This is a genomic window from Actinopolymorpha sp. B11F2, from assembly GCF_040195635.1.
In the GTDB taxonomy this organism is placed as follows: Bacteria; Actinomycetota; Actinomycetes; order Propionibacteriales; family Actinopolymorphaceae; genus Thermasporomyces.
This window is the reverse complement of sequence record NZ_JBEFTX010000001.1, coordinates 602,866-615,813: the sequence shown is the minus strand read 5'-3', so window position 1 is coordinate 615,813 and position 12,948 is coordinate 602,866. Positions and strand designations below refer to the sequence as shown.

The following is a 12,948-nucleotide window of genomic DNA, read 5'->3' as shown; positions in this document are numbered from 1 at the left end:
GCACGTAAGTACAGGCCAGCGCAGAGCAGTCGCTGACCGCGCTACGCGAGTCCGTGCTCGAACGCGAAGACGACGAGCTGCACGCGGTCGCGCAGGCCGAGCTTGGTGAGGATGCGGCTGATGTGCGTCTTGACGGTCGCCTCGGACAGGAACTCGCGCGCCGCGATCTCGGCGTTGGACAGGCCGCGGGCGGCGAGCGCGAAGATCTCGCGCTCCCGGTTCGTGAGCTCCCCGTACTCGCGCGGGACGGGCCGCGGTGCGGCATCCGCGAAGTGCGCGAACAGCTCACGGGTGGCCGATGCCGCGATGACGGCCGATCCGGCGTGCACCGTACGGATCGCTGCGAGCAGGAACTCGGGGTCGGCGTCTTTCAGCAGAAACCCGCTCGCACCTTGCCGAATCGCGCGAGCGGCGGCCTCGTCGAGGTCGAACGTCGTGAGCATGACGATGCGGGCCGGAACGGGTTCGCGCAGGAGCTCGGCTGTCGCGGCGACGCCGTCGAGCACAGGCATCCGGATGTCCATCAGAACGACGTCGGGCTTCGCGGCGTGCACGACATCGATCGCCTCACGTCCGTTGGACGCCTCGCCGACGACCTCGAGGTCGGACTGCGAGTCGACGAGCATCCGGATGCCGGCGCGGAACAGCGCCTGATCGTCGACGAGCACCACCCTGATCGCGCTGATCGCGTTCACGACCCGCCTCCGATCGGGAGGGTCGCCCGCACGACGAAGGCGCCGTCCTGTGTGCTGGCGTCCAGCCGCCCTCCGACGAGCTGCGCGCGCTCCCGCATGCCGATGACGCCGTGCCCGCGCGTCCGCTCACCGGCGCTGCGGTTCTCCAGCTCCTGCGGCTGAGTGGCCGTCGTACCGGGTCGCAGGGCGTTGCGGACCTCGAAGTCGACGTGATCGGCGTGCCAGGCGAGCCGCACATCGACCGGTCCTGCACCGCCGTGCTGCAGCGCGTTGGTGAGCGCCTCCTGCAGGATGCGGTACACCGCGAGCTGGATCGACGCCGGCGGTGTGCGCTGCGGCGAGGGGTCGACATCGAACCGGAGCTCGACGCCCGCCCCACGCAGCTGCGCGTACAGCTGCTCGAGGTCGGCAAGCGTCGGCTGCGGCCCCTCGGCCTGGCTGCGCCGCAGTTGGGTGAGGAGGAGCCGAACGTCGGCAAGCGCCGCGCGTGCGGTCGTCGAGATCGTGCCGAGGGCATTGCGCGCCACCGAGGCGTCGGATACTGCGGCATACCGCGCCCCATCAGCCTGGGCGACGACGACAGCGAGGGAATGCGCGACGACGTCGTGCATGTCGCGCGCGATGCGCACGCGCTCTTGCTCGGCGACGGCCTCCGCCTCGGCCCTCAGCTGCGCGACGCGGTTCTCCTGCGCACGCAGCGCGGTACGCACCAGCGCCCCGGCCGTCCATGCCAGCAGGAGTGCGAACATCGCGGCGAACAGCGACGCCACCGCGGTCGTGATGATCGACCGCCGCTCGCCAGTGAGGATCGGTTCGCCGAACAAGTACGCCGTGATGACGCCGGCGCCCGTGATCGCTGAGGCGAAGCCGAGCCAGAACACGACCCTGGACCCGTAGGCGGCAGTCGTGTAGAGGACGGCGAAGATCGCGACGTCGGTGGGGCTCGGCGGCCGGCCGAAGCCCATCTGCACGATCGCCCCGGCCCACGCGACCGCGAGCGCGATCCCCGGCGAAAGGCGACGAAGCGCGACCGCGGCGGCCATGAGCACGACGACCATCGCTGTGCCGACCCCGTTGTGCGACACAGTGCGCCCCACCACAAGCTCAGGCCACGCGACGACCACTGCGAACAGCGCCGCGACAACGAGGTCCACGACGAGCTGGTTCGTCTTCAACCGGCGGAGCACACACCTCACGCTACGTGACGACGGAGGTCGAAGCATCCGTCCAGCGATGTACGCGAACTCAACCTCTACGCCTCGGTCTTGCCTCGATGCAGGGGAGAGCATCGAGGCACTCGCCGAGTACCTCGGCCACGCCGATCCCGGGTGCAGTGCTGTGGACCTACATACATCTGATGCCACGTAGTCAGGCACGTACGCGAAGGGCCGTCGACGACGCTTTCCGGCAAGGCGGCTAGGTCAACCAGGATGGTGGACGGGCCGCAAGGTGATGGGGTGGCCGGTTGGAAGGGTCCTTGATCCAGGACCGAAGGCCGCGACCGGCAAGCGGCTCATCGCGGTATCGCGGCACGAGATGGCAATGTGCGTGCGGCACAGACTGGCCGCCGACAGTGGCGACGTTCCAGCCCACATTCCAGCCATCAGGAGCGTGGATGTCGACAATCAGCTCCCGCATCAGCTCCAGCAGACGTCGTGTCGATGCCCACTCTTGGTCGGTGAGGTCGAACACGGTAGGCCGATGGTCACGCGGTAGAACCATCGCTGAGCCCTCCGGGGACTCTTCGGTCCACATCGAGTAGCAATGATCATCAGAGAGCACGACCCGAGCCTTGACCTGGGGTAGGCAGAAGGGGCAGTCCTGCATCCACGCATGCTGCCACAGGAGGTGGGACCCACGACATGTCGCGTGCCCTCCGCGTGCCCCAAGCCAGGGCCAATCATGGTCCGCAGCGGTCAACGACGGTCAGGCCGAGCCGTCTCCAGCGCTGCGCCGATCTACGCTCAGCGCAGCGGGAGCCTGCGAGGTTCCTTTGCAAGGCAGGGGTCACGGCTTCGGTGGCTGGAGTTTAAGATACGCCTGAGGTGATGCTCCCGCTATGGGGTACCGGCCGATGTTGACGTAGACCTCGCCGTAGTCGGTATCCATCCGCCACGCCTCGAACTGATCGAGGTCGTACGAGCAGTAGCGATGCAGCAGCGTCAGCAGCTCGCGGTGCTCAGCCTCGGACAATGGACCATCGGAATCGGACATCTGCTCGTCCATAAGTCTCGCCTCCAGCGGATGCGGCATCATGCAGTCATCAAAGCAGCGCCAGCTTCGATGACTGTCCAAAACCCACCGCGCTGACCCCAGCATGACCCCAACGACCGGCACCGTCGGCCGACAGCGAGCACCTGGTCGACGGCCGCCGGAGCGCAAGCGGGCAGGTCGCGATCACGATGCCTGCGTCTACGGATCACAGGGTCGGCGTGCCACTTGCGTGCCAGATCGGGCGGCTGATCATGGGCTGTCACGGTCAACACTGGTCACTACGACACCGGGGCGGACGCCTCGCCAATCAACGCTCAGCAGAGCGTGCACACCGAATATGGCTTGCAAGGCAGGGGTGATCCCCGGCAGGGGAGTGGTACACATCCGGTACACATGAGAACGAAAAGCGGCGGCAGACCGTGGAAGACGCCACGAGACGTTTCCCCAGGTCAGCCGCCGTTTTCGTCGGGCTGAAGCAGGTCAGGGACCCGCGTGGATCAGATGTCGAAGTAGAGCTCGAACTCGTGCGGGTGGGGACGCAGGCGCACGGGGTCGATCTCGTTGGAGCGCTTCCAGTCGACCCAGGTCTCGATCAGGTCGGGTGTGAAGACTCCACCCTCGAGCAGGTACTCGTGGTCGGCCTCGAGGGCGTCGAGCACTTCCGGCAGGGAGCCGGGCACCTGCTGGACCTGCGCGTGCTCGTCCGGCGGCAGCTCGTAGAGGTCCTTGTCGATCGGCTCGGGCGGCTCGACCTTGTTGCGGATGCCGTCGACACCCGCCATCACCATCGCCGCGAACGCGAGGTACGGGTTGCACGACGGGTCCGGCACCCGGAACTCGATCCGCTTCGCCTTGGGGCTCGTACCCGTCACCGGGATCCGCACCGCGGCCGACCGGTTGCGCTGGCTGTAGACCAGGTTGACCGGCGCCTCGAAGCCCGGGACCAGGCGGTGGTAGGAGTTGACCGTCGGGTTGGTGAACGCGAGCAGGCTCGGCGCGTGCTTGAGCAGGCCACCGATGTACCACCGGCCTGTGTCGGACAGGCCGCCGTAGCCCAGCTCGTCGTAGAAGAGCGGCTGGCCGTCCTTCCACAGGCTCTGGTGGCAGTGCATGCCCGAACCGTTGTCACCGAAGAGCGGCTTCGGCATGAAGGTGGCCGTGTGGCCAGCCTTCCACGCGACGTTCTTGATGATGTACTTGAACAGCATCAGGGAGTCGGCCGCGTGGAGCAGGGAGTCGAACTTGTAGTTGATCTCCGCCTGACCCGCCGTGCCGACCTCGTGGTGGGCGCGCTCGACCTGGATACCCGACTCGAGAAGTTGGGCGACCATCTTGTCGCGCAGGTCGGCGAAGTGGTCGTTGGGAGAGACCGGGAAGTAACCGCCCTTGTAGCGCGGCTTGTATCCCTTGTTGCCGCCATCCTGCTCGGCGCCGGTGTTCCAGGCGCCCTCGATCGAGTTGATGAAGTAGTAGCCGGCGTTCTGCTTCGTCTCGAAGCGGACGTCATCGAAGACGTAGAACTCCGCCTCCGGCCCGAAGTACGCCGTGTCGGCGAGGTTGCTGCTCTTGAGGTAGGCCTCCGCCTTGCCCGCGACGTTGCGCGGGTCCCGGCTGTAGGCCTCGCTGGTGAACGGATCGACGATCGAGAAGTTCAACGCCAGCGTCTTGCGGTCCCGGAACGGATCGACGAACGCCGTCGCCGGGTCCGGGATCAGCTTCATGTCGGACTCGTGGATCGCCTGGAAGCCTCGGATCGACGATCCGTCGAACATCAGCCCCTCCGCGAACGCGTCCGCGTCGAACGACGACGCAGGCACGTTGAAGTGCTGCATGATGCCCGGTAGGTCACAGAACCGTACGTCGATGAACTCCACGCCCTGATCACGGACGAAGGCCAGCAGGTCGTCGGCGTTTTGGAACATCCACCCTCCTCGAAGTCTTGCCACGGACGGTAGAAGTCAGCCGTTTCTCCGCCATGACGCCTATGTTGCGCCTGTGTTACGGGACCAGTGTGGCCCACCCGCATGGTCACCGCGAGGGCAGCCTGCGAGGCCACGCCCGCCGGATAATCTTCACGGATGGCTGAGCAGTCAACCGGGCGCGGCTACGCAGGTCAACGTCTGGGCCTTCCCGAGGCTGGCCGCGGGTCGCTCGCCGGCTGGGGTACCCGGATCACCGCCCTGATCCTCGACTGGTTCCTGGCGAATCTGGCCGCCTTCGCGCTCGTACGCGACGCCGGGATCTGGCAGGCGCCCGCCACCGGGCGGGATTTGGTGCCGCTCGCCGTGTTTGCCCTGGAGGTCTGGCTGATGACGGCATTTGTCGGGGCCAGCGTCGGTCAGCGGCTCCGTCACCTGGTCGTCGTCCGGCTGGACGGTGCACCTGTCGGGGTGGTGCGGGCGTTCGTGCGTACGGCGTTGATCCTGCTCGTCCTGCCGCCGCTGATCGTCGACCGTGACGGCCGAGGGCTACACGACCGGCTGGCCGGCACGGCGCTGGTCCGGGCCCGCTGAACGATCTCGCCGCGGCCGCGCCGCGAGCGTTCCGCCCGGGCTTTCGTACGACCTGGTGCCGCGGGTCAGCGAGGGCGGGGCGCGCCTGGTGGGAGCTTGACGTTCTTCGGCAGCGGACCCTTGGGGATGGGCAGCTGCTGCCGGTTGGCCGACAACGCCTTGAGCCGGTGAAGCAACTCGGTGACATCCGCCGGACGGAGGTTCCGGGGCAGCTTCATGACGTGCTTGGAGAGCCGGCGGAGCGGCACCTGATCCTTGCCGTCGCCGACCACGATGTCGTAGATCGGCGTGTCGGGCGCTACCCGGGCGTGCTTGCGCTTCTCGTTCGCGAGCAGGTTGCCCACCCGGTTGTGAGCGCCTTCGCCGACCAGCACGATCCCGGGTCGACCGACGACGCGGTGCACGACGTCCTGGTTGCGGGTGACGGCCACGGCCGGGTCGACGGTCCAGCCCTTGCGCAACGTCGACAGGGCGTTGGCGCCGGCGCCGAGCTGGCCCTCGAGCCGGGAGTACGCGGCCTTCTCCACGCGGCGGCCGAAGATGATCATCGTGACGAGGAAGCCGAACGGGAGACCGGTGAGCCCCCACAGGATCGGGTTGCCGAGCAGGAATCCGAGCCCGGCGAAGACGGCGACCACACCGAGGAAGATCCCCGCGAGCAGCAGCCCGATCCGAGGTTGCGCCTCCTTGGTGATGCGGTAGGCGGCACGGACCTGGGCGATCCGGCCTGGCTTGCTGTCGTCGGTGACCTCACGCTTAGCCATGGGTGGCGCCTGTGTTCCTTCCTCGGGTCATGCAGTGGTGGTGGACTGGCTCAGGGTGTCGCGGCGGGTTCCTCGCGCGACTCGAGCGCCTGGCGGTAGAGGCGGCCGGCACGGTACGACGACCTGACGAGCGGCCCGGACATCACGCCCACGAAGCCCATCGCGAGCGCCTCGTCGCGCAGCTCGACGAACTCCTCCGGGCGCACCCAGCGCTCCACCGGGTGGTGGCGTACGGACGGACGGAGGTACTGCGTGATCGTCAACAGCTCGCACCCCGCCTCGAGCAGGTCACGCATCGCGCCGCTGATCTCGGCACGTTCCTCACCCATACCCAGGATGAGGTTGGACTTCGTGACCAGGCCGTACGCACGGGCCTGGCGCAACACGTCGAGGGACCGGGAGTAGCGGAAGCCCGGCCGGATGCTGCGGAAGATCCGCGGCACGGTCTCGATGTTGTGGGCGAACACCTCGGGCGCGGACTCGAACACCTGCGCCAGCAGCTCCGGGCGTCCGGAAAAGTCGGGCGCGAGCAGCTCGACGCCGCAGCCGGGGTTCATGGCGTGGATCTGGCGTACGGTCTCGGCGTAGATCCACACGCCCTCGTCGTCGAGATCGTCACGGCAGACGCCGGTGACCGTGGCGTAGCGCAGTCCCATCGTCTGGACGCTCTCGGCGACCCGCCGCGGCTCGTCGCGGTCGAGAGCGACCGGCTTGCCGGTGTCGATCTGGCAGAAGTCGCACCGCCGGGTGCACTGGTCGCCGCCGATGAGGAACGTCGCCTCGCGGTCCTCCCAACACTCGAAGATGTTGGGACAGCCCGCTTCCTGACAGACGGTGTGGAGGCCCTCACGCTGGACCAGCGCGCGCAACTCGGTGTACTCCGGACCCATTTTGGCCCGGGTCTTGATCCACGACGGCTTCTTCTCGATCGGCGTCTGGCTGTTGCGCACCTCGAGGCGCAGCAGCTTGCGTCCTTCCGGAACCACGGCAGTCACGGCTCACAGCCTACGGCGCCGCGGCGGGGTCGGGCAGCGCCCGGTCCGGTGAGGAGGCGCCGGGTTGGGCCCCGTCAGGGCCGCCGGGTTAGGTTGTCGGCTGTGTCCTTACGAATTGCCATTGCCTCGATGAACCCGGTCAAACGGCGCGCAACGCTCGAAGCCGTACGTGTCGCCCTGGGCATCGACGACGTGCAGTGCCAGGCCGTCGAGGTGGACTCCGGCGTACCCGCCCAGCCGGTCGGTGACGAGCAGACCCTTGCCGGCGCCCGCAACCGTGCCGAGGCGGCCCGGTTGATCGCGCCCGAGGCGGACCTGTGCGTCGGCCTCGAGGGTGGTGTCATCGAGCGGGACGGCACCCTCGAGTGCCTGGCGTGGGTCGTCGTGCTCGGCACCGCCCCGACGGGCGAGCCGATCAGGGGCGAGAGCCGGACGGCGACGTTCGTCCTGCCCACGGAGATCGCCAGCCTGGTCCGCGCGGGCGTGGAGCTCGGTGCCGCCACCGACGAGGTGTTCGGCGGGACGGACACCAAGAAGAGCACCGGCACGGTCGGCCCGCTGACCGGCGGGGTGATCGACCGAGTGGCCTACTACGCCCACGCGACCGTGCTGGCCCTTGTCCCGTTCCGCAATGCCGGCCTGAGCTTCCCGGCATATCCCGGCCACCAGCCGACGTTGGAGTCCGTGGGGTAGCCAGCAGGCCGCCCCGACCTGACATCAGCGTGGGAGGGGATGCCGGCAATGTCTGCACCGGAACAGAGCATCGACGACTGGAACCGGCAGGTCATCGAGGAGTTCAGGGCGAACGACGGCAAGGTCGGCGGCTACTTCGCCGGGTCGACGCTGCTGTTGTTGACCACGACGGGTGCGAAGTCCGGCAGGCGGCGTACGTCACCGCTCGCCGCGTTGCGCGACGGTGACCGGCTGCTGGTCTTCGGCTCCAACGCGGGAGGCCCTCGCCACCCCGCCTGGTACCACAACGTGCTGGCCAACCCGGAGGTCACCGTCGAGTTCGGCACCGAGACCTACGCCGCGACCGCCGTCGACATCCAGGGTGAGGAACACGACGAGCTCTACGCCCGGCAGGTGAAGGTCGCTCCGGTCTTCGGTGAGTACCAGGAGAAGACGACGCGGGTCATCCCGGTTGTCGCGTTGTACCGACGGGACTCGTGACCGGGTCCCTCGATGCCTCGAGCATCGCCGCGAGGGCCTGCTCGGTGGGTTCGAGGATGTCGTCGACGCTGACCCGGCGGCCGAGTTCGGCAGAGAGCGAGGTCACGCCCGCGTCGGGGAGGCCGCACGGCACGATCCGCCCGAAGGCGCCGAGGTCACAGTCGCAGTTGAGGGCGAACCCGTGCATCGTCACGCCCTGGGCGACCCGGAGTCCGATCGCCGCGACCTTGCGGTCGGGGCCACGACCATCGGCCGGCACCCACACCCCGCTGCGGCCATCGATCCGGGCGGTGGCGAGTCCGGCGCCGGCACACACCTCGATGAGGACGTCTTCCAGCCGGCGTACGAACGCCACGACGTCGATCGGCTCGGGCAACTTGACGATCGGATAGCCGACCAGCTGTCCCGGCCCGTGCCAGGTGATCTTGCCGCCCCGGTCGACGTCGATGACGGGGGTGCCGTCGACTGGTCGTTCGGTGGGGTCGGTACGTTTTCCCGCGGTATAGACGGGCTGGTGTTCGAGCAGGAGTACCGAGTCCGGGATCTGGTCGGCGACGCGTTCGGCATGAAGCTCGCGCTGCCGGGACCACCCGGCCGCGTAGTCGACGGCATCCGCGCCGAACCCGGCCCGGATGAACCGAGGTGAGGCCATATCCTCACACCCTAGAGTGTGCGGCGACAGGGCACCGCGGGGGCCGCGCCGTGGTGTGAGGTCGCACAGTCTGGGGAGGCCCAAAGGGCCGCTGTCGGGGCATCGCTAGCATGATCCATTCGTTGCTGTCGCCGTGTGGGATGGGCGACCATGAGAAGTGACGCCCGCAGTCAGCCGTACCGTCGATCGTAGGTCTGGAAGGCTTGGAAACCGTGCGGAGCCACTTCGATGTGGATGGGTACGAGATCGAGGGTTTGCTGGGTGCCGGACCCACCGGCGAGACCTGGCTCGCCCGCGAAAGCGCCTCAGGGGCAGAGGTCGCGCTGCATCGGGTCCAGCCCCGTGACGCTGACGCGCTCGACCATGCCCGCCGCCTGGTCGAGAGACTGAACGCCCTCAACCATCCACGCGTACGCCGGATCCGCGAGCTGCTGCCGTTCGACGACGAACTCGTCTTCGTCCTCGACCACATCGAGGGCGGCAGTCTCGAACAACTGCTGCTCGTGCGCGGCACTCTGGATCCGGGCGAGCTCGTCACCATGGCGGCAACAGTTTCCAGCGCCCTCACGGCCGCGCATGAGCGTGGCCTGGTCCACGGTGACCTGCGGCCGGAGGACATTCTCTTCACGACCGACGGCACGCCACTCGTCACCGACATCGGGTTCGGGCGGATCGCCGCGCCGCCGGTCGACGAGCTGGCACGGCCCTACGCCGACCCGGCCGAACCCGAGGATGCCGACCCCACACCCGCCGGTGATGTCTACAGCCTGGCCGCGATCTGCTACGCCGCCCTGACCGGCCTGGTGCCGCGCCCCGGCGAGCCGCAGCGTCCCGTGCACCAGGTCGCCCCGGGCGTCCCACCGGGTATCGCGCACGCGATCCAGGCCGGCCTGCAGCCGGCGTGGGACATGCGGCCGCACATGGGTCAGTTCGGCGCGCTCCTGGACGCTGCCGCCCGGCGCGCGCCGGTCCGGCTGCCGGACTCCATGTCGCGTGCCGAGCCCGCGGCGCCGGACTTCGGCCTTCCCACGCCCGACTTCGAAGGGCCGCCGGCCGATGCCGGTCCGGTCGACGCGCCCACGCAGACGCTGGCGTCGTTCGAGTCCTCCGGCGGCTACCGCCCGCCGACCGGACCGACCGCCCGCGCCGGCGGGTCCCCGCCTCCGGCGGTGCCAATCGAGCAGGGACACCGAACCGACCGCGCGGCGCCACCTTTCGCCCCACCGCCGAAGTCGGCGGGGGAGAGGCCGCCCGAGGCGTCACGATCCACGACGGGACAGCAGCCCCCGTTCGCCGGTCAGCACCCGTTCAGTGGTCAGCTCCCGTTCACCGGCCAGCCGCCGTCGAGCGGGCAGCAGCAGTACGCCGGACAGCAGCAGCACTTCAGCGGCCAGCCGCCGTTCAGTGCTCAGCACGGCACAGGAGGAACGGCGGCGCAGGTGCGGCCGCCGGCGCCGCTCGTGCGGGACGGTGCCGACGACGACGGTCCCGACCAGGAGTCTTCCCACACGCGGCAGCTTGTCGTGATCGGCGCCGTCCTGATCGCCGTCATCGGAGTTATCACCACGGTCGTTCTGTGGCGGATGTCGACGGACACGACGCCGATCGCCGAGCAGACCCACACGGCGAAACCGAAACCGAAAACGCCCACACCGACACCGCCGACGGATCCGTTCTCCCTCCAGTGGTTCAAGAACTTCGAACTCTTCGACGATCGGCGTGCCAACGCCTACGCCAACCGCGATCCGGAGCTGCTGAACCAGCTGTACGCACCGGACTCGCAGGCGTACAAGGAGAATCGAAAGCTCATGGCCGACCTGGCCCAGAACGACGCCGCGAAGGTTCTGGACCTCAATCGATCGATGATCACCCTCACCACGGAGTCCCGCCAGCCGCGTGCCATCGTCTTCGAGGTCGTACGCATGCAGCAGGCCTACACCGTCGTCATGAACAACGGTCAGCGGCACAAGTGCCCCGCCGGCCCGCTGAAGAAGGTGCGGATCGAGATCGTTCCGCTCCAGGGCAGCACCGCGTGGCGGATCAGCCGCGAGTGGCAGGTCGGCGGACCCGATACTCCGGACCTGGAGATCTGCGACGGGAGCAAGCCCGCCGGGTGACCAGGGGGCCGCGGGGTGCGGCCGGCGACCCGCGTACCACTCGCTACTGTGCAGCTTTCAGACATCCGACGGCGCGTCGGTGGGAAGGCTTGGGTGGATGCAGGGCGACTTCCGGGTCGAGGGGTACGACATCGAGGGCCTGCTGGGCGCGGGCCCTGCTGGTGAGGTGTGGCTCGCTCGGGACGTTGCCGCAGGTTCCCAGGTTGCTCTCAAACGCGTGCATCCACGCAACAACGCTGCCCACGACGAGGCGCGGCGGATCGTGTCGGTGCTCGGTTCCGTGGCGCACCCGCACGTGCTGCGGATCAGCGAGATGTTGCCGGTCGGCGACGCGCTCGTCTTTGTCTGCGACTACGCCGAAGGTGGGAGTCTCGGCCAGCTTCTGCTCGCCCGGACGACCCTCGACCCGGGCGAAGTGGTCACGATGGCGACCGCGATCGCGGGGGCGCTGACTGCCCTGCATGAGCGCGGGCTGGTCCACGCCGACGTCACCCCCGAGAACGTTCTTTTCTCCGCCGATGCGCGGCCACTGTTGGCCGATGCCGGCCTTCTCGGCCTGGTCGAGGGGGGCCCGGAGCTGGGCACCCTCGGGTACGCCGACCCTGGCCAGCGCCCTGGCGCCGAGCCCGTACCGGCTGCCGACATCTACGGGTTGGCCGCGGTCTGCTACACCGCACTCGCCGGTACGCCACCCGAACCGGGACAGGGCCGGCGTCCACTGCATCAGGTGGCGCCCGGGGTCCCACCCGCCCTCGCCCACGTCGTGGAGGCCGGCCTCGCGGGCCAGCCCGACCAACGCCCTAACGCCGCACAGTTCGGGGCGCAGCTCGCCAGCGCCTGCCCCGCCGTTCCGGTGAGGTTCCCGGATGGTCTTGCCTCGTCCTCGGGGGCACCCTCCTTCGAGGGGTCGAGCCCGGCATCGTTCGGGCCGACGTCGGGTACTGGCGATCCTCGGGGGAGCGGTCGTTCGGCCGACCCGTGGCGGGGGAGTAGTGGGACCCAGGCTCCGGGCGCCGGGCCGGGCACATCGGCGGTGGGGGATCCGCTGCGGGGCGCTGCTCCCGGGCCTGGACCGGTCGCGTCGGATCAGCCAGACGCGTTCGCCGGCCTGGCCCCGCCTCGTCCCAGGGACGCGGTCGTTGGCGACGCGGAGGACGAGGACGACGGACGTTCCCGGAAGGGGCGAGGCGTGCTGATCGCCGCACTCGTCGGCGTACCGGTCGCGCTGGCGGGCGTCGCCGCTCTCGGCGTCCTCGGCTGGCAGGCACTCGCCGGGCCCGAGCCATCTCCCACCGAGACTCCACCCACGGCCTCGTCATCGCCGTCCACGGGGTCGGCGGCGCCGTCGAGTTCGCCGCGTACGGAAGCTGAGGCGCGGTGGACGCAGGTCCTCACCGCGCTCGACGAGCGCCGAGCCGAGGCATGGCGAAAGTTGGACCAGGACGGGCTCTCCCAGGTCTACAAACCCGGCTCCAGGGCGCTGCAGGAGGAGCTGGACACCATGCGCGTGCACGCCAGCAAGGGCGTCACGAGTGTGGAGGGCCTGAGTACGCCGATCCAGTCACTCGAGGTCGTCTCCGAGGGTCCGGACCGGGTGGTCGTCGATGCGGTGAGCCAGCTCCAGCCGTACAGCCTGGAGGTCGACGGTCAGCTCTATCCCCATGATGGCGGCGAGCCGAGGCGGTTCCGGATGACTCTCGAGCCCGACGGCTCGGGCGGCTGGCTCATCGCCGGGAGCAAGGAGATCGGCCCCGCATAGCGGCCCGGACGGATGCTCGCCGCGACAGGCACGCGCCCGGGCGGGGTTGTGGACAACGTTCGTCAC

The 12,948-nt window shown here is 68.9% G+C and carries 13 protein-coding genes; 5 read left to right on the top strand and 8 right to left on the bottom strand.

Annotation, left to right across the window (positions count from 1 at the left end; translation table 11 throughout):
* Positions 1–41: 41 nt before the first annotated feature.
* From ABN034_RS02780 to glnA, 5 genes are all read right to left on the bottom strand, one after another.
* Complete coding sequence (locus ABN034_RS02780; RefSeq protein ID WP_349689367.1) at positions 42–695, bottom strand: response regulator; 654 nt, start codon at positions 693–695, stop codon at positions 42–44.
* On the bottom strand, positions 692–1,882 hold the full coding sequence (locus tag ABN034_RS02775; protein WP_349689366.1) for a sensor histidine kinase: 1,191 nt from the start codon (positions 1,880–1,882) through the stop codon (positions 692–694). Before ABN034_RS02775 ends, ABN034_RS02780 begins: the two co-directional genes overlap by 4 nt.
* Before the next feature lie 229 nt (positions 1,883–2,111).
* Positions 2,112–2,522: an HIT family protein gene (locus ABN034_RS02770; protein ID WP_349689365.1), complete on the bottom strand. Its 411-nt coding sequence runs from the start codon at positions 2,520–2,522 to the stop codon at positions 2,112–2,114.
* A 180-nt stretch (positions 2,523–2,702) separates the two neighbouring features.
* Positions 2,703–2,921 carry a hypothetical protein gene (locus ABN034_RS02765; protein WP_349689364.1) on the bottom strand — a complete coding sequence of 73 codons (219 nt, stop codon included), beginning with the start codon at positions 2,919–2,921 and terminating at the stop codon, positions 2,703–2,705.
* A 485-nt stretch (positions 2,922–3,406) separates the two neighbouring features.
* Positions 3,407–4,831: a type I glutamate--ammonia ligase gene (glnA, locus tag ABN034_RS02760; protein ID WP_349327815.1), complete on the bottom strand. Its 1,425-nt coding sequence runs from the start codon at positions 4,829–4,831 to the stop codon at positions 3,407–3,409.
* Positions 4,832–4,987: 156 nt separating this feature from the next.
* Here glnA and ABN034_RS02755 point away from each other — a divergent pair, with 156 nt between their 5' ends.
* Entirely contained in the window at positions 4,988–5,422 is a 435-nt protein-coding gene (locus ABN034_RS02755; protein WP_349689363.1) for an RDD family protein, read from the top strand.
* 65 nt (positions 5,423–5,487) lie between these two features.
* Here ABN034_RS02755 and ABN034_RS02750 read toward each other — a convergent pair whose 3' ends face one another.
* Positions 5,488–6,186 (bottom strand): DUF4191 domain-containing protein, encoded by a 699-nt coding sequence (locus tag ABN034_RS02750; protein WP_349689362.1) that lies wholly within the window; start codon positions 6,184–6,186, stop codon positions 5,488–5,490.
* Positions 6,187–6,236: 50 nt separating this feature from the next.
* Complete coding sequence (gene lipA / locus ABN034_RS02745; protein WP_349689361.1) at positions 6,237–7,181, bottom strand: lipoyl synthase; 945 nt, start codon at positions 7,179–7,181, stop codon at positions 6,237–6,239.
* A gap of 48 nt (positions 7,182–7,229) precedes the next feature.
* On the opposite strand from lipA, the gene ABN034_RS02740 reads away from it, so the two are divergent.
* Positions 7,230–7,874 carry a DUF84 family protein gene (locus ABN034_RS02740; protein ID WP_502878948.1) on the top strand — a complete coding sequence of 215 codons (645 nt, stop codon included), beginning with the start codon at positions 7,230–7,232 and terminating at the stop codon, positions 7,872–7,874.
* A gap of 48 nt (positions 7,875–7,922) precedes the next feature.
* Positions 7,923–8,354, top strand: a complete 432-nt coding sequence (locus ABN034_RS02735) for a nitroreductase family deazaflavin-dependent oxidoreductase (protein ID WP_349689359.1) — start codon at positions 7,923–7,925, stop codon at positions 8,352–8,354.
* On the opposite strand, the gene lipB is transcribed toward ABN034_RS02735, so the two are convergent.
* A complete protein-coding gene (lipB, locus tag ABN034_RS02730; protein ID WP_349689358.1) occupies positions 8,317–9,006 on the bottom strand; it encodes a lipoyl(octanoyl) transferase LipB in 690 nt (229 codons plus the stop codon). The two genes, ABN034_RS02735 and lipB, sit on opposite strands and share 38 nt — an antisense overlap.
* 212 nt (positions 9,007–9,218) lie before the next feature.
* On the opposite strand from lipB, the gene ABN034_RS02725 reads away from it, so the two are divergent.
* Entirely contained in the window at positions 9,219–11,123 is a 1,905-nt protein-coding gene (locus tag ABN034_RS02725) for a serine/threonine protein kinase (protein WP_349689357.1), read from the top strand.
* Positions 11,124–11,220: 97 nt separating this feature from the next.
* Complete coding sequence (locus ABN034_RS02720; RefSeq protein ID WP_349689356.1) at positions 11,221–12,882, top strand: serine/threonine protein kinase; 1,662 nt, start codon at positions 11,221–11,223, stop codon at positions 12,880–12,882.
* The last annotated feature ends 66 nt before the right edge of the window (positions 12,883–12,948 follow it).